Annotated in this window: 17 protein-coding genes, 2 tRNA genes and 1 pseudogene; 5 read left to right on the top strand and 15 right to left on the bottom strand. The window is 61.8% G+C overall.

The window, feature by feature from the left end:
* Positions 1 to 50 precede the first annotated feature (50 nt).
* The 4 genes from ACZ9C1_RS15265 (at position 51) to ACZ9C1_RS15280 (ending at position 5,340) form a co-directional block, all read left to right on the top strand.
* On the top strand, positions 51 to 1,034 hold the full coding sequence (locus ACZ9C1_RS15265; protein ID WP_476254155.1) for a zinc-dependent alcohol dehydrogenase family protein: 984 nt from the start codon (positions 51 to 53) through the stop codon (positions 1,032 to 1,034).
* A gap of 35 nt (positions 1,035 to 1,069) precedes the next feature.
* Positions 1,070 to 1,423 (top strand): antibiotic biosynthesis monooxygenase family protein, encoded by a 354-nt coding sequence (locus ACZ9C1_RS15270; protein WP_277502140.1) that lies wholly within the window; start codon positions 1,070 to 1,072, stop codon positions 1,421 to 1,423.
* Between the two features lie 31 nt (positions 1,424 to 1,454).
* Positions 1,455 to 2,324, top strand: a complete 870-nt coding sequence (locus ACZ9C1_RS15275; RefSeq protein ID WP_277502141.1) for an oxygenase MpaB family protein — start codon at positions 1,455 to 1,457, stop codon at positions 2,322 to 2,324.
* A 79-nt stretch (positions 2,325 to 2,403) separates the two neighbouring features.
* Positions 2,404 to 5,340: a DUF748 domain-containing protein gene (locus tag ACZ9C1_RS15280; RefSeq protein ID WP_476254156.1), complete on the top strand. Its 2,937-nt coding sequence runs from the start codon at positions 2,404 to 2,406 to the stop codon at positions 5,338 to 5,340.
* Positions 5,341 to 5,452: 112 nt separating this feature from the next.
* Here the strand turns inward: ACZ9C1_RS15280 and ACZ9C1_RS15285 are convergent, their stop codons facing one another.
* Positions 5,453 to 5,866 (bottom strand): VOC family protein, encoded by a 414-nt coding sequence (locus tag ACZ9C1_RS15285; RefSeq protein ID WP_046854071.1) that lies wholly within the window; start codon positions 5,864 to 5,866, stop codon positions 5,453 to 5,455.
* A gap of 60 nt (positions 5,867 to 5,926) precedes the next feature.
* On the opposite strand from ACZ9C1_RS15285, the gene ACZ9C1_RS15290 reads away from it, so the two are divergent.
* Entirely contained in the window at positions 5,927 to 6,229 is a 303-nt protein-coding gene (locus ACZ9C1_RS15290) for a heme-binding protein (RefSeq protein WP_111533405.1), read from the top strand.
* A gap of 95 nt (positions 6,230 to 6,324) precedes the next feature.
* On the opposite strand, the gene ACZ9C1_RS15295 is transcribed toward ACZ9C1_RS15290, so the two are convergent.
* From ACZ9C1_RS15295 to folP, 14 genes and pseudogenes are all read right to left on the bottom strand, one after another.
* Positions 6,325 to 6,675, bottom strand: coding sequence for a BON domain-containing protein (locus ACZ9C1_RS15295; RefSeq protein ID WP_102683196.1), 351 nt, complete (start codon positions 6,673 to 6,675; stop codon positions 6,325 to 6,327).
* A 260-nt stretch (positions 6,676 to 6,935) separates the two neighbouring features.
* A complete protein-coding gene (pnp, locus tag ACZ9C1_RS15300; protein ID WP_023629334.1) occupies positions 6,936 to 9,041 on the bottom strand; it encodes a polyribonucleotide nucleotidyltransferase in 2,106 nt (701 codons plus the stop codon).
* 248 nt (positions 9,042 to 9,289) lie between these two features.
* Positions 9,290 to 9,559: a 30S ribosomal protein S15 gene (gene rpsO / locus ACZ9C1_RS15305; protein ID WP_023629335.1), complete on the bottom strand. Its 270-nt coding sequence runs from the start codon at positions 9,557 to 9,559 to the stop codon at positions 9,290 to 9,292.
* A 150-nt stretch (positions 9,560 to 9,709) separates the two neighbouring features.
* Entirely contained in the window at positions 9,710 to 10,627 is a 918-nt protein-coding gene (truB, locus tag ACZ9C1_RS15310; protein ID WP_046854068.1) for a tRNA pseudouridine(55) synthase TruB, read from the bottom strand.
* A 3-nt stretch (positions 10,628 to 10,630) separates the two neighbouring features.
* The gene (gene rbfA, locus ACZ9C1_RS15315; protein ID WP_023629337.1) at positions 10,631 to 11,029 is read right to left on the bottom strand and encodes a 30S ribosome-binding factor RbfA; all 399 of its coding nucleotides are present in this window, start codon (positions 11,027 to 11,029) and stop codon (positions 10,631 to 10,633) included.
* Positions 11,030 to 11,146: 117 nt separating this feature from the next.
* On the bottom strand, positions 11,147 to 13,678 hold the full coding sequence (gene infB / locus ACZ9C1_RS15320; RefSeq protein WP_102683195.1) for a translation initiation factor IF-2: 2,532 nt from the start codon (positions 13,676 to 13,678) through the stop codon (positions 11,147 to 11,149).
* A 27-nt stretch (positions 13,679 to 13,705) separates the two neighbouring features.
* Positions 13,706 to 15,187 (bottom strand): transcription termination factor NusA, encoded by a 1,482-nt coding sequence (nusA, locus tag ACZ9C1_RS15325; RefSeq protein ID WP_038706865.1) that lies wholly within the window; start codon positions 15,185 to 15,187, stop codon positions 13,706 to 13,708.
* Between the two features lie 59 nt (positions 15,188 to 15,246).
* Positions 15,247 to 15,706, bottom strand: a pseudogene (gene rimP / locus ACZ9C1_RS15330) (ribosome maturation factor RimP).
* A gap of 129 nt (positions 15,707 to 15,835) precedes the next feature.
* Positions 15,836 to 15,912, bottom strand: a tRNA-Met gene (locus ACZ9C1_RS15335).
* Positions 15,913 to 16,010: 98 nt separating this feature from the next.
* Positions 16,011 to 16,096 (bottom strand) — tRNA-Leu (locus ACZ9C1_RS15340).
* A gap of 20 nt (positions 16,097 to 16,116) precedes the next feature.
* A complete protein-coding gene (secG, locus tag ACZ9C1_RS15345) occupies positions 16,117 to 16,509 on the bottom strand; it encodes a preprotein translocase subunit SecG (RefSeq protein WP_046854066.1) in 393 nt (130 codons plus the stop codon).
* Between the two features lie 3 nt (positions 16,510 to 16,512).
* Complete coding sequence (gene tpiA, locus ACZ9C1_RS15350) at positions 16,513 to 17,268, bottom strand: triose-phosphate isomerase (RefSeq protein WP_277502144.1); 756 nt, start codon at positions 17,266 to 17,268, stop codon at positions 16,513 to 16,515.
* Positions 17,269 to 17,334: 66 nt separating this feature from the next.
* A complete protein-coding gene (gene glmM, locus ACZ9C1_RS15355) occupies positions 17,335 to 18,675 on the bottom strand; it encodes a phosphoglucosamine mutase (RefSeq protein ID WP_110701750.1) in 1,341 nt (446 codons plus the stop codon).
* A 16-nt stretch (positions 18,676 to 18,691) separates the two neighbouring features.
* Positions 18,692 to 19,543 (bottom strand): dihydropteroate synthase, encoded by an 852-nt coding sequence (folP, locus tag ACZ9C1_RS15360; RefSeq protein WP_139673717.1) that lies wholly within the window; start codon positions 19,541 to 19,543, stop codon positions 18,692 to 18,694.
* Position 19,544: the final 1 nt, after the last annotated feature.

Here is a 19,544-nt window from a genome sequence, read left to right on the forward strand (position 1 = left end):
TATACATCGATATTTCTCGATATCCCTTTTTAACGAAGCGAGGAAACACCATGAAAGCGTTGATACTGGATTCCTTTGGCGGCACGGACGCATTCGCCTATCGCGATGTCGCCAAACCGGTGCCGCAGGCCGGACAGGTACTGGTCCGGGTGCATGCCACCTCCATCAACCCGCTGGATTACCAGGTCCGGCGTGGCGACTACCCCGACCTGGTGCCTCTCCCTGCCATTACCGGGCACGACGTGTCCGGCGTCGTCGAAGCCGTCGGGCCGGGTGTGACCGCGTTCAGGCCGGGCGACGAGGCTTGGTACACACCGCAGATCTTCGACGGGGCGGGCAGCTATGCCGAGTACCACGTCGCCGCCGAAGGCATCATCGGCCTGAAGCCGCCTTCGCTAAGCCACCTGGAGGCAGCCAGCCTGAGCCTGGTCGGCGGCACGGCCTGGGAGGCCCTGGTAGTGCGTGCGGCGCTCAGGGTGGGCGAGCGCATCCTGATTCACGGCGGCGCAGGTGGTGTCGGCCACGTGGCGATCCAGCTGGCCAAGGCCATGGGCGCCAGGGTGTTCACCACCGTGCGCGAGGCCAACGCCGAATTCGTGCGGCAAATGGGCGCGGACGTGGTCATCGATTATGAGCATCAGGATTATGTCGAGGTCGTCCTGCGGGAAACCGGGGGCCAAGGTGTCGACGTGGTCTTCGACACCATTGGTGGCGATACCCTGGCACGCAGCCCAGACGTCCTGGCGCAACTGGGGCGCGTGGTGTCGATCGTGGACATCGCGCAACCGCAGAACCTGATCCAGGCCTGGGGCCGCAACGCGAGTTACCACTTCGTCTTCACCCGGCAACACCGCGGCAAGCTCGACGAGTTGAGCGCGCTGGTCGAGCGCGGGCAACTGAAGCCACACGTGGGCGCCGTCTACCCCCTCGCTGAGGTTCCCCTCGCCCATGCCCGGCTGCAAAGCGCCAACAATGGCCTGCAAGGGAAGATCGCCATTGCGGTCGCGCCCATGGCCGATCTCGCCAGCGTTTGAGGCGCCTGCCACCCTTCTCGACTTCAAGGACCGCCATGATCTACGAAATCGCCCTGCTTCCCGTACGCCCAACCCACGTCGACGACTTCCGGCACGCGTTCGCCGAGGTCGCCCCTTTGCTCAGCCGAGCCAAGGGTCACGTCAGCCATATGCTCGCGCAAGGGGTCGAGAGCCCCCATCAATTCAACCTGATCGTGCAATGGCAAACACTCGAGGACCACGCGCCGGGTTTCGAGGCCAGTGAAGACCATCAGGTCTTCATGGCCCGGCTGACACCATATTTTTCCGAGGAGCCCACGGTTTATCATGTACAGGGCGGCGCGTTCGAAACGCACGCGCCCACCAGCCCGGGCAGTGCCCGACTGGACGACAATCGCCCAACCTCATAGAAGGCCGCCATGGCGGCCAGCACAGGTCACCATGGAAGCCTTGCGTCGCCGCATCGAAACCCAAGTCATGAGCCTCACCGGGCTGGCCCTAGGCCAGCTCGACCTGGAATCGCCCAAGGGCGATCCCGGCCTGTTTGGCCCACAGAGCATCAGCTGGCAGGTGCATGGCGACTTTCCCAGCATGCTGGTGGGCGGCATCAGCGCGCTGATGCTGCAACTGCTGCATCCGCTGGCCCTGGCCGGGGTCTGGGACCATTCGAACTTTCGCCAGGACCTGCTCGGCCGCCTGCGGCGCACCAGCCAGTTCATCTCCGGCACCACCTTCGGTTCGACCCGTGATGCCGAGTGGCTGATCGACAAGGTCCGCACCATCCACCTCAAGGTGGTCGGCACCGCCGCCGATGGCCGCCCCTACGCCGCCAGCGACCCCGACCTGCTGACCTGGGTGCATGTGGCTGAAGTCAGCAGCTTCCTCGCCGCCCACCTGCGCTACCGCAATCCTGGCCTGGCGCGTAGCGCGCAGGACGCCTACTACAACGAGATAGCCCTGATCGCCGAGCGCCTGGGCGCGCGCGACGTGCCCCGCTCCTGTGCCGAGGTGGATGCCTACCTGCAGCGCATGCGCCCGCAGTTGCGGTGCGATGCGCGCAGCCTCGAGGTGGTCGATATCCTGCTCAAGGCCCCGGCCCCCAGCCGTCTGGCCGAACCAGTAGGCAAGCTGATGCTCAAGGCCGGCATCGACCTGTTGCCGGACTGGGCCAGCGCAATGCTCGGCCTGCACCAGGGCGCGGTAGAGCGGCACATGATCCGCCTGGGCCTGAGCAACACCGCGCCAGTGCTGCGCTGGGCCATGCGCAATGGCTCGGCCCAGCGCGCCAGGCGGCGCATGGGCGTCGAATGAGGTATTTTGGTCCGTTCATCGGAACCGATTTAACGTGCCATACTCCAAGCACTCCAGCCTGATACAGACGAAGCGACACATGCCCAAAGGATTGACCCGCGCCCTCGGCGCACTCGTGGCCCTCGTGGCCCTGTACAGCCTGCTCGGCTTTTTCATTCTCCCCGGCATCGCCCTGCGCATCGCCAACCAGCAATTGGCGCAGTACGCCACGGTGCCGGCACACCTGCAGCGCATCGAGCTCAATCCGTTCAGCCTCGAGCTGACCCTGTGGGGCCTGCAGATCGGCGAGCCCGGCAAGGAGCAGGTCGGCTTCGAACGTCTCTACGCCAACCTGTCCCTCGACAGCTTATGGACCAAGGCCGTGCGCCTGGACGCGGTGGAGCTGGACAAGCCGCGCACCGAGCTGCTGTTCGCCAAGGACGGCAGCCTCAACCTGGCCCAGCTGTTCAAGCTCCCGCCCAGCGAGCCCAAGGCCGAGGAACCGCCAAGCGACCCGTTCCCGCTGCGCATCGCCAGCATCAAGCTGAGCGAGGGCTACCTGCACTTCCAGGACCTGCGCCCGAGCGAGCCGATCGAGTTTCTCTACGACTCGATGAACCTGGAACTGAAGAACCTCAGCACCCTCCCCGACGACAACGCCGACATGACCCTGGTGGCCAACGGCCCGGCGGGTGGGCGCATCGACTGGACCGGCACGCTCAGCCTGACGCCGATCGCTTCCGAGGGCACGCTGAAAGTCACCGACGGCAAGATGAAGCTCTTCTGGCCTTACGTGCGCGACGCCGTGCCGCTGGTGCTGGAAGACGGCATGGTCAGTCTCGACACCCACTACAAGCTCAACCTTTCCAAGGAAACCGAACTGCTGCTGGACAACACTTCGGTGCGGGTCGCGCCCTTCGCCATCAAGGCCCCGGATGGTCGCCCACTGGCGCGCCTGGCCAGCCTGGAGGTGAGTGAAACCTCCATCGACCTGGCCAAGCAACTGGTAACCATCGGCAAGATCCGCAGCGACAAGCTGGAAACCTGGGCAGCCCTGGAGAAGGACGGCCAGCTCGACTGGCAGAAGCTGTTCGCCAACCAGCCGGCCAAGGCCACGCCAAAGGAAAAGGCCGAGCCCGCCGCCGCCGAGCCAACCCCGGAAGAACAGGCTGCCAAAGAGCCGAGCAAGCCCTGGCAGGTCCTGCTCAAGGACGTGCAGGCGCGCAACTACATGGTCCACCTGGCAGACCGTAGCCAGAAAGAGCCCGTGGCCCTGGATGTCGGCCCGCTCAACCTCGACCTGCAGAATTTCGACAGCCTCAACCAGTCGCCCTTCACCCTCAAGCTCGACACTGGCGTGGGCAAGCAGGGCAAGCTGCAGGCCGCAGGCCAGGTCAACCTGGCACCGGTCTCGGCCAAGCTCGACGTCGCCACCCGCGATATCGACCTGCGGGTGGCGCAGGCCTACATCAGCCCGTTCATCCGCCTGGAGCTGCGCAGCGGCATGCTTTCCAGCGACCTCAAGGTCGATCTGAAGAGTACCGAGCCACTGGCCTTCAGCATTACCGGCAAGGCCCAGGCCAACCAGTTGCATACACTGGACACCATCAAGAACCGCGACTTCGTCAAATGGCAGCAGGTCAACGTCGATGGCCTGTCGTATGTGCACGGCGACGCCCTGTCCATCGACAAGGTGACACTGCTGCAACCCTACGCACGCTTTATCATCAACGAAGACCGCACCACCAACGTCGACGACCTGCTGATCCCGCAACCCGCCGACAAGCCTGCCACGGCCCCGAGCAAGCCCGCCGCTGCCGGTAGCGGCAAGGAACTGGGCATCCGCATCGGCCAGATCATCATCAATGACGGCTCGGCCAACTTCGCCGACCTGACCCTGACACCTAACTTCGCCACCGCGGTACAGCAGCTCAACGGCCAGATCGGCACCATCGACAACCGCAAGCCGCTCCCGGCCAAGGTCGACATCAAGGGCAAGGTGGACCGTTACGCGCCTGTGACCATCAAGGGCGCGCTCAACCCGTTCAACCCACTGGCCAGCCTCGACATCGCCACCAGCTTCAAGCGTGTCGAGCTGACAACCCTGACGCCCTACTCCGGCAAGTTCGCCGGTATGCGCATCCGCAAAGGCAGGTTGAACCTCGATCTGCATTACCTGATCACCAACGGCCAGCTCAAGGCCGAGAACAAGGTGGTGATCGAGCAACTGCAGCTGGGCGAGAAGGTCGACAGCCCGGATGCCGTGGACCTGCCGATCCGCCTGGCGGTGGCCTTGCTCAAGGATACCGAAGGCAGGATTTCCATCGAGCTACCGGTGTCGGGCGACCTCAACAACCCACAGTTCAGCGTGATGCCGATCGTCTGGCAGACCCTGCGCAACCTGGTGCTGCGCGCGGCGCAGGCGCCGTTCAAGCTGCTTGGCGGGCTGGTCGCCGGTGGCGGCGCGGAAGATCTGGGCAATGTCTCGTTCGCGCCGGGCTCCAGCGACCTCACCCCCGACGTGCAAACATCCCTGGACAAGCTCGCCTCGGCCCTCAAGGAACGCCCCGAGCTGCGCCTGGAAATCGAAGGCACGGCGGCCCAGAGCAGTGACGGCCCGTTGATCGCCCAGCAGCGCCTGGAGCGTGAATACCAGGCCACCTGGTACAAAATCCTCCAGCGTCGGGGCGACAAGGTGCCGGCCAATGCTTCGTTGCTGGTGGTGGACGATAGCGACAAGCCGGCGATGCTCGAGGGCATCTACCGTACCCGCCTGAAACAGCAGCCCCCGGCTGAATGGCAGGACCTGGGCCGTGACGAGCGCAGCGCCAAGCTGCGCGAGGCGGTGATCAAGTCCTGGGCGGAAAGCGCCGTGTTGCTGCGCAACCTGGGCCAGGAGCGGGCCAGCAGCATCAAGGACTACCTGGTGGACAAGGGCCAGCTGGAAGATGACCGGGTGTACTTCATCGACACCAACCTCGGCCAGGCCGAGAGCGATGGCCGCGTGGTGACACCGATGCACCTGGATGCCGAGTAACCCTCGACCGAGTCGCCCTCATCGCCGGCAAGCCGGCTCCCACAGATGCAGCACCGGACCTCTGTGGGAGCCGGCTTGCCGGCGATGAGGCCAGCGCAGGCGATAGATACGGTCAGGCCAGCCGCTGCCCCGATACCGCCGGGTGATACAGCGGCTGCACCTTGTTCCCCGCCGGGTCCAGCAAATGGAAGCTGCGCGCACCATCGCCGTGATTGAACGGGCGATCCAGCAGCGTCACGCCATGGGCCTTGAAGTACTGATACCAGGCCTCCAACTCTTCCACGCTGTCGACGATGAACCCATAGTGATCCAGGGTCTGCAGCCCGTTGGCCGCACCTGCGCCGCGCCCGAGCGACAGGTTGTCGTTGCCGCAGGTGAGGTAGACCAGGTCTTCGTTGGCACGGTTGAGCACTTCCATGCCCAGCACATCCACGTAGAAGCGCTCGCACTCCTCCAGGTTGGGGACCAGCAGGGCGATGTGCCGCAAGCCATTGAGACGGCCTGGGCGGGCAGGTAGATCGGACATGAGCGCGGCTCCTTTTTTGTATACAATTCATAATAGAATTTAAAACAAAAGGAACGTCATGTGTACTGCCTATTTATCAAGACGCGGGTGAAACCCGGTACCGCCGATGCCTTCCTGGCAGCCATCAATGCCAACGCCGCAGCGTCGGTCGCCACCGAGCCGGGTTGCCTGGTATTCGATGTCTCGCAGGATCGGGAGAATGCCGATGTCATCTACCTGTACGAGATCTACCAGGACGATGAAGCGTACGAGGCGCATACCCGGACCGCGCATTTTCGCGACAGCCGCCCCTTGGTGGAGCCGCTGATCGAAGAGCAAGTGTGTTTCGAGAGCGATGTGATCGCCCGGAACCCGGTGAACTGAAGCCGCTTTCCTGAATGCCAATAGAAAAGCCCCGGCGAATGCCGGGGCTTTTGCTTGAAGGGGTGGCCAAATCCTTTTGGCCGACGGGACAATCCTTATTCGGCTTTCAGGCCATCAGCCGAGACGGCCTGTACGCCCTTGATCTTCTTGGCGATGGCAACCGCCATTTCCTTCTGCGCATCGGTAATGGCCACGTCCGAGGACAGGGACACTACGCCTTTGTTGGTTTCAACCTTGATGTCACTGCCCGGCACGCCTTTCTCGGTCATCAGGTCAGCCTTCACCTTGGTGGTGATCCAGGTGTCGGAAGTGGCTTCCTTGGCTTTGGTCACCTCACCGGCCGCAAGCGTCATCGGGGCCTGGGTGGACTGGGCAGCAAAAGCTGCGTTAGCCATGGTCAGGGTCAGAGCGGTAGCAGTAGCGGCAGCAATGGCGAACTTCTTCATGTGAGTCACTCCTGTTTTTTCGAAAGGTCTGCGCCTTGGTTCCTGGCGTCAGGTAGTAAGGTAGTTGCAGGGGCTGTGCCAGTTTTTGCACGCCCTATAAAACCTTTAAAATCAATTGGTTAAACAAATCAATCAGAAGTTAGTACCGTGCATTTTGCAATCCCGGGAAAAAAGCCACGTGCAAGATGCATGCTCTCAACTATTTTGCGGCAGGCATAAAAAAAGGACCCCGAAGGGTCCTCCTTTCAGCCTCGAAAGGCTTAGACGCCCGATGCCTTGGCAGCGGCAACGTCCTTGATCGACAGCTTGATACGGCCGCGGTTGTCCACGTCCAGTACCAGTACTTCGACTTCCTGGCCTTCTTTCAGCACGTCGGTGACCTTCTCGACGCGAGCATCGCTCAGCATGGAGATGTGCACCAGGCCGTCCTTGCCCGGCAGGATGTTGACGAAGGCACCGAAGTCGACGATGCGCTCGACCTTGCCGACGTAGATCTTGCCGATCTCGGCTTCGGCGGTGATGCCCAGGATGCGCTGCTTGGCAGCGTCCGCGGCTTCCTTGGTTTCACCGAAGATCTTGATCGAGCCGTCGTCTTCGATGTCGATCGAAGCCTTGGTCTCTTCGCAGATGGCGCGAATGGTGGCGCCGCCTTTGCCGATGACGTCACGGATCTTGTCGGTGTCGATCTTCATCGCGATCATGGTCGGCGCGTTGGCCGACAGCTCGGTACGCGACTCGCCGATGATCTGGTTCATCTGGCCGAGGATGTTCAGGCGCGCTTCCAGGGCCTGGCCCAGGGCGATTTCCATGATCTCTTCGGTGATGCCGTTGATCTTGATGTCCATCTGCAGCGCGGTGACGCCTTTGGCGGTACCGGCTACCTTGAAGTCCATGTCGCCGAGGTGGTCTTCGTCACCCAGGATGTCGGTCAGTACGGCGAACTTCTCGCCTTCCTTGACCAGGCCCATGGCGATACCGGCAACCGGCGCCTTCATCGGTACGCCCGCGTCCATCAGCGCCAGGGAGGCACCGCAGACCGAAGCCATGGAGCTGGAGCCGTTCGACTCGGTGATTTCCGATACCACGCGGATGGTGTACGGGAACACGTCGGCGGCCGGCAGCATGGCCTGCACCGAACGACGGGCCAGGCGGCCGTGGCCGATTTCACGACGGCCAGCACCGCCCATGCGACCACATTCACCTACCGAGAACGGCGGGAAGTTGTAGTGCAGCATGAAGGGGTCTTTCTTCTCGCCTTCGAGGGTGTCCAGCAGCTGGGCGTCACGGGCGGTACCCAGGGTCGCGACGACCAGGGCCTGGGTTTCGCCACGGGTGAACAGGGCCGAACCGTGGGTCTTCGGCAGAACGCCGACTTCGATGTTCAGCGGGCGCACGGTCTTGGTGTCGCGACCGTCGATACGTGGCTTGCCGTTGACGATGTTTTCGCGAACGGTGCGGTATTCGATCTCGCCGAAGATGTCTTTCACTTCGCCAGCCGACGGCTGGCCTTCTTCACCGGAGAACTTGGCGATCGCCTGATCGCGCAGCTCGCCCAGGCGCGCGTAGCGGTCGGCCTTGACGGTGATGGTGTAGCCCTGCGACACCGCTTCGCCGAACTCGGCGCGGATGGCGTTGAACAGCTCGGTGTTGGCAACGGCAGGTTTCCAGTCCCAGGTCGGCTTGGCGGCTTCGGCGGCCAGCTCTTTGACAGCCTTGATCACAGCCTGGAATTCGTCGTGGGCGAACAGTACGGCGCCCAGCATCTGGTCTTCGGTCAGCTCTTTGGCTTCCGATTCAACCATCAGTACGGCCGACTCGGTACCGGCAACGACCATGTCCAGGCTCGAGGCGGCCTGCTGCTCGTAGGTCGGGTTCAGCAGGTAGCCGGTGCTTTCGTGGAAGGCAACGCGGGCGGCGCCGATCGGGCCTTCGAACGGAATGCCCGAGATGGCCAGGGCAGCCGAGGTACCGATCATCGCAGCGATGTCCGGATCGGTCTTCTTGCTGGTGGAAACCACGGTGCAGACAACCTGCACTTCGTTCATGAAACCTTCAGGGAACAGCGGGCGGATCGGGCGGTCGATCAGGCGCGAAGTCAGGGTTTCTTTTTCGGATGGGCGGCCTTCACGCTTGAAGAAACCACCTGGGATCTTGCCAGCGGCGTAGGTCTTTTCCTGGTAGTGCACGGACAGCGGGAAGAAGCCCTTGCTCGGATCGGCATGCTTGGCACCGACCACGGTCACCAGCACGGTGACATCGTTGTCGACGGTGACCAGCACGGCGCCGGTGGCCTGACGGGCAATGCGGCCCGTTTCGAGGGTAACGGTCGATTGACCGAACTGGAATTGCTTGATTACCGGGTTCACGGTTTCCTACCTTTTTCAGTGGCTCTTGGGGGAACTGGTTCTTGCGAATTCTTGGGCAGAACGGGGAATCGGCCCCATTGACCGTCCAGATACAACACGAGGCTGGGAGCCTGGCGCCGGGCGGATAAACCGCTCGGCACACCAGGCTGCCAACCTCGCAGATCGCGCGGCGTGTCCGACGGCGACGCTGGCAGGCAGCGTTGCCGAAGAATGCGACACACCATGCAACACCACTGGCCAGGCCGCTATTAGCGACGCAGGCCCAGGCGACCGATCAGGGCGCTGTAACGAGTGGTGTCTTTACCCTTCAGGTAATCCAGCAGCTTACGACGCTGGTTGACCATACGGATCAGACCACGACGGGAGTGGTGGTCTTTTTCGTTGGCCTTGAAGTGGCCTTGCAGCTTGTTGATGTTGAAGGTCAGCAGGGCAACCTGGACTTCCGGGCTACCGGTGTCGCCGGCGGCTTGCTGATAGTCTGCAACGATCTGAGCTTTTTCTTCGACGCTGAGGGCCATTTGGCTTCTCCTGATAAACGGATCCCGCAAGCGGGGTCCAATAGGCCAGGGACTGGATCCCTGTATTAATAAAAAGAGTAATGACCGTGCCTACTGACAGCCATCCTCGAATCCGCAGGGCAAAGCGTTGACCTCGCCCTGTGGTATCGGTCATTCCGACCGAATCAGTCGACGCGGCGCAATGCGCCCGTCTTCGCTCACCTCACCGATACCGATGAAGCGGGCATTGTGATCCTGTACACGGACCATGCCGAATTGCGGCGCGTCCGGCGCACGTACTGCCTGGCCATGTAGCCAATAGAACGCGCTGTGCTCGGACAATACCACCAATGGCCAGTCCTGCAAGCCGCTGTCCGAGGGCATCAGGAAGCGATCGAGCGCTTCGTTGCCACCTTCGGCGTGAGCCTGTTCCAGCTCTTCGAGCGTGACAGTCTGGGCCAGCTCGAAGGGGCCGGCCTGGGTGCGGCGTAGCTCGGCGACGTAGGCACCACAGCCCAACGCCTCGCCCATATCCTCCACCAGGGTGCGAATATAGGTTCCCTTGCTGCAGCCAACCGACAGGCGTGCCCGGGTGCCTTCGCACTCCAGCAGGTCCAGCCGGCCAATAGTAACAGAACGCGCCTCGCGCTCCACTACCTCTCCTGCGCGCGCCAGTTTGTACAGCGGCTGGCCGTCGCGTTTGAGGGCCGAGTACATCGGCGGCACCTGCTGGATTTCACCGCGAAAACGCGGGATGACCGCTTCGATGTCGGCGCGACCAACGGTCACGTCGCGGGTCTTCAGCACTTCGCCTTCGGCGTCCCCGGTGGTGGTGGTCTGGCCCATCTGCATCACTGTCTCGTAGCCCTTGTCGGAATCGAGCAGGTACTGCGAGAACTTGGTGGCCTCGCCAAAGCACAGCGGCAGCACGCCGGTGGCCAGCGGGTCGAGGCTGCCGGTGTGGCCGGCCTTCTCGGCGTTGAGCAGCCAGCGGACCTTCTGCAGGGCAGCGTTGGAGGTGAACCCCAGCGGCTTGTCGAGCAGGATGATGCCGCTGACGTTGCGGCGGATACGTTTGACCTGGGCCACCGCTTACTCCTTGGTGTCCGGCGCGTCGGCATCCTGGTGCTGGCGGTCTTCGGCCACCGCACGTTCGATCAGCGCCGACAGATGCACACCGCGGCTCACGCTTTCATCGAAGTGGAAATGCAGCTGCGGCACGCTGCGCAGTTGCATCGAGCGCCCCAGGTGCAGACGCAGGAAGCTGGCGGCGCTGTTCAAGGCCTTGAGCGACTGCTTGACGGCGTCCGGGGTTTCTTCGCCCATGACGGTGATGAACACCTTGGCATGGCCGAGGTCACGGCTGACGTCGACGGCGGTGATGGTCACCAGGCCGACACGCGGGTCTTTGACTTCACGGCGGATCAGTTCTGCAAGCTCACGCTGCATCTGATCACCGATACGTTGGGTACGGCTGTATTCTTTTGCCATTCTTGCTACCTGTATCTTAAAGCGGCAAACGCCCGGTCAAGCTCGAAGCCTGACCGGGCGCTACCTTCAGAGGTTCAGGCAACCGCCCTGGGGCGGGGCCTGCACCACGCTCGGCCCTTACAGGGTACGAGCCACCTGGACTTTCTCGAACACTTCGATCTTGTCGCCGACCTTGACGTCGTTGTAGCTCTTGACGCCAATACCGCACTCCATGCCGTTGCGTACTTCGGACGCATCGTCCTTGAAGCGACGCAGCGACTCCAGCTCGCCTTCGAAGATCACCACGTCGTCGCGCAGAACGCGGATCGGACGGTTGCGGTACACGGTACCCTCGATGACCATACAGCCAGCGATGGCGCCGAACTTCGGCGAACGGAACACGTCACGGACTTCGGCGACACCCAGGATGTTCTCGCGAACATCGCTGCCGAGCATGCCGGTCAGGGCTTTCTTGACGTCTTCGATGATGTCGTAGATCACGTTGTAGTAACGCATATCCAGACCTTCCTGCTCGACGATCTTGCGCGCGCCGGCATCGGCACGCACGTTGAAGCCGAACAGTACAGCGTTGGACGCCAGCGCCAGGTTGGCGTCGCTTTCGGTGATACCACCGACGCCGCCACCGATGACGCGAACCTGAACTTCGTCGTTGCCCAGGCCGCCGAGCGAACCTTGCAGCGCCTCGAGGGAACCGCGCACGTCGGTCTTGAGGACGATGTTGAGGGTTTTCTTCTCTTCCTGACCCATGGTCTCGAAGATGTTTTCCAGCTTGCCGGCGTGAGCACGGGCCAGCTTGACCTCACGGAACTTGCCTTGACGGAACAGCGCAACTTCACGCGCTTTCTTCTCGTCGGCAACCACCGACATCTCTTCGCCGGCATCCGGCGTACCGTCCAGGCCGAGGATCTCGACCGGGATCGACGGGCCGGCTTCCTTCACAGGCTTGCCGTTCTCGTCGAGCATGGCACGCACGCGGCCATAGTTGGAGCCGACCAGGACCATGTCGCCCTGACGCAGGGTGCCGTCCTGAACCAGGATGGTCGCCACCGGGCCACGGCCCTTGTCCAGACGCGACTCGACCACGACACCACGACCAGGGGCGGTCGGGGTAGCCTTGAGTTCGAGAATCTCGGCCTGCAACAGGACAGCTTCGAGCAACTCGTCGACGCCGGTACCCATCTTCGCCGAAACCTTGACGAACGGGGTATCACCACCCCACTCCTCGGAGGTCACGCCTTCGACGGACAGCTCGTTACGGATGCGGTCGAGGTCTGCGCCTGGCTTGTCGATCTTGTTCACTGCAACGACCAGCGGTACGCCAGCTGCCTTGGCATGCTGTACGGCTTCGCGGGTCTGTGGCATCACACCGTCGTCCGCCGCCACCACCAGGATGACGATGTCGGTCGCCTTGGCACCACGGGCGCGCATTTGCGTGAACGCAGCGTGGCCAGGGGTGTCGAGGAAGGTGACCATGCCACGGTCGGTTTCGACGTGGTAGGCACCGATGTGCTGGGTGATACCACCGGCCTCGCCAGCAGCAACCTTGGCACGACGGATGTAGTCGAGCAGCGAGGTCTTGCCGTGGTCGACGTGGCCCATGACGGTCACGACCGGCGCACGCGAGGTGGTCTCGCCTTCGAACTTCAGCGATTCGGCCAGGGAGTCTTCCAGGGCAGTGTCGCTGATCAGGGTTACCTTGTGGCCCAGCTCTTCTGCTACCAGCTGAGCGGTTTCCTGGTCGAGCACCTGGTTGATGGTGACCGGAGTCCCCATCTTGAACATGAACTTGACCACTTCAGCGCCCTTGACGGACATCTGGTTGGCCAGATCGGAGACAGTGATGGTCTCGCCGATCGCCACGTCACGGATAACCGGGCCAGTCGGGCTCTGGAAGCCATGCGCATTGCGCTTCTTGCCTTTACCCTTGCCACCGCGACGACGGAAACCATCGCTTTCTTCATCAGTGGTACGCGGCGCGGCGCGCGGAGTCGGAGCCTTTTCCTTCTCCTTGACCTTGACCTTGACCGACATGCGCGGCGCTTCGCCACGGCCGGCGGTAGCTTGGCCACCACCGCGACGATCGTCATCACGGGTGCGGCTTTCGTTACGACGGGTCTCGTCCTTCTTGCGCTCGGCAGCACGCGCAGCGGCGTCTTCGGACACCGGTGCGTTGGCCACTACCGGGGCAGCAGCAGGTTCAGCCTTGGCCACTGGCGCAACGGCCGGAGTTTCAGCGGCCTGACGGCGTGCCTGCTCCTCGTTACGCTGGCGAACTTCGGCTTCAATTTTGTCGCGGGCTGCGTTTTCAGCCGCACGGCGCTCTTCCTGTTCGCGTTTCTGCTCAGCCTGGATCTCTTCCGGGCTGCGCTGCACGAATACCTTCTTCTTGCGTACTTCTACGCTGATGCTTTTGCTACCGGCGACACGCAGAGTGCTGGTGGTCTTGCGCTGCAAGGTAATCTTGCGCGGCTCTTCCGCCTTGCTCTTGTGGCTGCTCTTCAAATGAGTCAGCAGGGTCTGCTTCTCATTGTCGGTCACTACCTGACCGGCGTCGGTGTGCGGCAGACCTGCCTCACGCATCTGCTGCAGCAGGCGCTCTACCGGTGCCTCGACCTCTTGGGCCAGTTCTTTCACCGTGACTTGCGTCATGCACTTCTCTCCTCAGGCCGCGCCTAATTACTCGAACCAGTGGGCTCGGGCGGCCATGATCAACTTGCCGGCACGCTCTTCGTCGATGCCGTCGATGTCGAGCAGGTCGTCGATCGACTGCTCGGCCAGGTCTTCGCGGTTAACCACGCCGCGCACCGCCAGTTCCGCCGCCAGGTCCTTGTCCATGCCCTCAAGGGAGAGCAGGTCTTCGGCCGGATGGGCGTCTGCCAGTTTTTCTTCGGTAGCGATGGCCTTGGTCAACAAACGGTCCTTGGCTCGAGCGCGGAGCTCATTGACGATTTCCTCGTCAAAGCCATCGATGTTGAGCATTTCTTCCAACGGTACGTAGGCAATTTCTTCGAGGCTGGTAAAGCCTTCGTCGACCAGCACTTGTGCCAGCTCCTCGTCGACTTCCAGTTCCTCGACAAAATTACGCAGGATGTCGCCGGTTTCAGCTTGCTGCTTGGCCTGGATGTCCTTCTCGGTCATCACGTTCAGGGTCCATGCGGTCAGCTGGCTGGCCAGGCGGACGTTCTGGCCACCACGGCCAATCGCCTGGGCCAGGTTGTCCTCGGCAACGGCGATATCCATCGCATGGGCGTCCTCGTCAACGATGATCGCGGCAACCTCTGCCGGCGACATGGCGTTGATGACGAACTGCGCCGGGTTCTCGTCCCAGAGGACGATATCCACACGCTCACCACCCAGCTCGCCGGATACGGCCTGGACGCGCGAACCACGCATGCCGATACAGGCACCCTGCGGGTCGATGCGCTTGTCCTTGGAGCGGACGGCGATCTTGGCACGCGAACCCGGATCACGGGAGGCGGCCATGACTTCGATGAGGCCTTCGGCGATTTCCGGCACTTCGATGCGGAACAGCTCGATCAGCATCTGCGGCGCGGTGCGCGACAGGATCAGCTGCGGGCCGCGGTTCTCGGTGCGGATTTCCTTGAGCAGCGCACGCAGGCGCACGCCGACACGGAAGGTCTCACGGGGAATGATGTCTTCGCGCGCCAGCAGCGCCTCGGCGTTGTTGCCCAGGTCGACGATGACGTTGTCGCGGGTGACCTTCTTGACAGTACCGGAGATGATCTCGCCCACGCGCTCGCGGTAGGCATCGACCACCTGGGCGCGTTCGGCCTCGCGGACCTTCTGCACGATGACCTGTTTGGCGGTCTGCGCGGCGATGCGACCGAACTCGATCGACTCGATCTTCTCTTCGATCACGTCACCGATCTTGGCATCCGGGTGCGTGTCCTGGATCTTTTCCAGCCAGGTCTCGATCGCCGGATCGTCCAGGTCGTTTTCATCGACCACGGTCCAGCGGCGGAAGGTCTCGTAGCTACCGGTGTGGCGGTTGATTTCCACACGCAGGTCGACTTCGTCCTCAAAACGTTTTTTGGTTGCAGTGGCCAGGGCCACTTCCAGCGCTTCGAAAATGACGCCTGGCGGTACACCTTTCTCGTTGGATACCGATTCAACAACCAGCAGTACTTCTTTGCTCATCGTACGCCTCGCCTTGCGCAAGCCATTGGCCCCGGAACATCCGCCGGGCCCGGCACGTCTCAGTCAAAACTGGGAATAATATTGGCCTTGTCGATCGAGTCGATCGGCAACAGGAACTCGTGCTGGTCTACCTGCACCACCACATCCTGTTCCTCCACACCGCGGAGAAGGCCCTGGAAGTTACGACGGCCCTCGAAGGGCGTACGCAGCTTGATCTTCACCTGCTCGCCGGCATGCGCTGCAAACTGTTCTAAGGTGAACAGGCGGGCGGTCCATGCCTGGAGAGGACACCTCGAGGGTATATTCAGAGCTGATCGGATCTTCCACATCGAGGATGGCGCTGGCCTGACGGCTGACGGCTTCGCAGTCTTCCACCAGGATGCCGCCTTCCTTGTCGATATAGATACGCAGTACCGAATGCTTGCCTTGGGAGACGTATTCGATCCCCCAGCATTGGTAGCCCAGGCCCTCGACAACCGGGGCCAACAAGGCCTGCAACTGTTCTAGCTTGCTCGACACCTGAACCCCCTCGTGCATGCTGTGCAAATAAAAAATGGGCGAAGCGCCCATCCCTGAAAGCGCCGTTGGACAACGACGCCAAAACTGTTCGGCTAGCAAAAAGCCCCTGAAAAGGGGCTCTGCTGAAGCTGGTTGCGGGGGCTGGATTTGAACCAACGACCTTCGGGTTATGAGCCCGACGAGCTACCAAGCTGCTCCACCCCGCGACAAAGCTGGGGCGAAAGTATAAGACTGAACCCTTTGCTGGGTCAATCCGACCTCCACCTGCAAGAAAGCCCGCTAAAGCGGGCTCTCATGCTTCAATTGGTACCGAGAAGGGGACTCGAACCCCTACACCCTATGGGCACAACCACCTCAAGGTTGCGTGTCTACCAATTCCACCACCTCGGCAATACTACATTTGAAACCCGTTACTGCTGCTCTTTGGCTGGAGGAGGTACATCACCAGAGTTGGTGGTTTCACTCTTCTGCTGCTGGAGCACCGGTACATCATCATTGACTGCCGGCTTTTGCTCTTTGACTTCCAGCACTGCTGGATCTGGCAGACCAGCTTGAGTCAGCTGGTGAGCCTGCTGCTTGGCGAAGTATCCTAACCCAAGTGCAGTCAAAAAGAAAGTGGCGGCAAGTATAGCAGTAACTTTACTCAAAAAGGTAGCGGAACCTTGGCTTCCGAACACAGTATTTGAAGCACCTGCGCCGAAAGATGCACCTGCTTCCGCACCTTTACCCTGCTGCAACAACACCATGACTACCAGTGACAGTGCTGCCAACAGATGAAAAACAACTACGACTGTTTCCAGCATTTTTCAGTTTCCTGCGGCGCGACAAATTGCACCGAATTCGTCTGCATTCAGGGACGCTCCACCAATGAGCCCCCCATCGATATCCGGCATGCCGAACAGTTCGGCCGCATTAGCCGCCTTCACGCTGCCGCCGTAGAGAAGCTGCACCTTGCGGGCAACTTCGGCGTCCTTTTCCGCCAACTGCTTGCGGATGGCTGCATGCACATCCTGCGCTTGCTGGGGCGAGGCCGTCAAACCTGTACCAATGGCCCATACAGGCTCATAGGCAATTACTGCATTGGCAAAAGCGGTGATACCGAACGTGTCGATTACACTGCTTAGTTGACGCCCTACAACTTCGAGCGTCTTGCCTGCCTCACGCTCGGCGAGAGTTTCCCCTACACAGAGCACTGGCGTCAAACCACTTTTCTGTGCGGCTGCAAACTTTTGATTCAGCACTTCGTCACTTTCGCCGATAATCTGGCGACGCTCCGAATGGCCGATCAACACCAACTTGCAACCGACTTCTGACAACTGACTCGGTGCAACTTCACCGGTCAGTGCGCCCTGCTCGGGCTGTACCGCAGAATTCTGTGCTCCAACGATGATCCCCTTGCCTTTCAGCCCATCAACAACTTCATTGATGAACAGGGCCGGTGGAAACACCGCGACTTCGATACCGTCGGGAATGAGCATTTTGCCCAACCCCTGAGTCAGCTCAGCGACGCTGGCGCGGGTACCGTGCATCTTCCAGTTACCAGCTACCATGGGGCGACGCATGCTTTACCTCGTCGGTCAAAGTGGGCGCAGATCTTACCCAACCCGATCTGCGCTGGCAAGCCTCTTTCAGGCACAAACTTCTTCAACGAGTTTGGCCAGGGCTTCGGCATGGCCGCGCACCTGGGTTTCGTCGTCACCCTCTACCATCACCCGCACCAACGGCTCGGTACCCGACTTGCGCAGCAGCACACGGCCGCGACCCGCCATGGCCTCGGTCGCCTTGGCGCTGGCCTCCTTGACCAAAGGGTTTTCCAAGGGATCGCTCTTGCCCGCGGCGAAACGCACGTTGATCAGCACCTGAGGGCATTTGCGCACCGCCTGGCGTGCCTGGGCAAGGTTCTCGCCTCGGCGCTTGAGCGCCATCAGCACCTGCAGCGCGGCGATGATCGCGTCTCCCGTGGTGGTGTGGCTACCGCAGACGACATGCCCGGAATTTTCGCCACCCAGCAGCCATTCGCGCTCGAGCAGCTCGGCCATCACGTAGCGATCACCCACCTTGGCGCGCACGAACGGAATATCAAGCTCCTTGAACGCCAATTCCAGGCCCAGGTTGCTCATCAACGTACCGACCACGCCGCCTTGCAGCTTGCCGCGCTCCTGCAAGTCGCGGCCAATGATGAACAGCAACTCGTCGCCGTCGACGATAGTGCCGGTGTGGTCGACCATCAGCACACGGTCACCGTCGCCGTCGAAGGCGATGCCGATGTCCGCATGCCCGACCAGCACCGCGGCCTGCAGCGACTCGATATGGGTCGAACCACAGCCCTCGTTGATGTTCAGGCCATCTGGCGCTGCGTGCAGTACCGTGACTTCGGCACCGAGCTCACGGAACACGCTCGGCGCGACCTTGTAGGTGGCGCCGTGCGCGCAGTCCACCACGATCTTGAGGCCATCGAAGCTGGTGCTACTGGGCACGCTGCTCTTGCAGAACTCGATATAGCGCCCCGCCGCGTCGTTGATACGCGAAACCTTGCCCAGCTTGCTGGACTCGACAACGGTCATCGGCTGGTCGAGCAGCTCCTCGATCATCAGCTCGACTTCATCCGGCAGCTTGGTACCGGCGCCGGAGAAAAACTTGATGCCGTTGTCATCATGCGGATTGTGCGAGGCGCTGATGACGATACCCGCTTCAGCATGGAAAGTGCGCGTCAGGTAAGCGATGGCAGGCGTCGGCATCGGCCCGAGCAGCATCACATCGGCGCCGGCCGCAGACAGGCCGGCCTCCAGCGCGGACTCGAACATGTAACCCGAGATACGCGTGTCCTTGCCGACCAGCACTCGGCAATTTCCCTGCTTGCGGAAGGCCATGCCCGCCGCCCAGCCGAGTTTCAGCATGAAGTCCGGGGTGATGGGGAATTGGCCAACGCGACCACGGATACCATCGGTACCAAAGTATTTTCTGCTCATAGTGACTCCAATGTTCTTATTCGGCGTTCTGCACGGCCGCGATCATGCGCACCACGTCGACGGTTTCCGCCACGTCATGCACCCGCAGGATGCTCGCACCCTTGGTCATGGCCAATGCCGCCAGCGCCAGGCTACCGTACAGGCGCTCACCAACGGGGCGACCCAGCGCAAGGCCGATCATGCTCTTGCGCGAGACGCCCACCAGAAGCGGCCTCCCGAGGCGATAGAGCGCTTCCATGTGTTTGAAAAGGCTGAGGTTGTGCTCGAGGGTCTTGGCAAAGCCGAACCCCGGGTCGAGGAGGATGCGTTCAGCCCCGATGCCAGCCGCCGCGCAGGCGGCCATACGCTGTTCAAGATAGCGCGTAACATCGGCTGTCACATCTTCATACTGCGGATTGTCCTGCATGTTGCCCGGCTCGCCGCGCATGTGCATGAGACACACCGGCAAGCCGGTATCCGCCGCCGCATCCAGCGCACCGTCGCGCTCCAGGGCGCGCACATCGTTGATCAAGCCAGCGCCGAGGCGCGCGGATTCGCGCATGACCGCAGGCGTGGAGGTATCGACCGAGATGACCACGTCGAGCCGGCTGTTGATCGCTTCGACGATCGGCGCGACGCGTTCCAACTCCTCGAGCGGGGATACCGCTCGCGCACCAGGCCGGGTGGACTCGCCTCCGACATCGATCAGCGTAGCACCCGCTGAAACCATGGCTTCAGCATGACGCAGGGCCTCGTCGCGCTGATTGAAGCGCCCACCATCGGAGAACGAGTCTGGGGTGACGTTGAGAATACCCATGACATGGGTACGGGACAAATCAAGAACCCGGTTGCCACAAGGCAACCGGGCCGGGTACTGCTTAGAGCTCATA

This window comes from Pseudomonas sp. TE21435, from assembly GCF_056279265.1.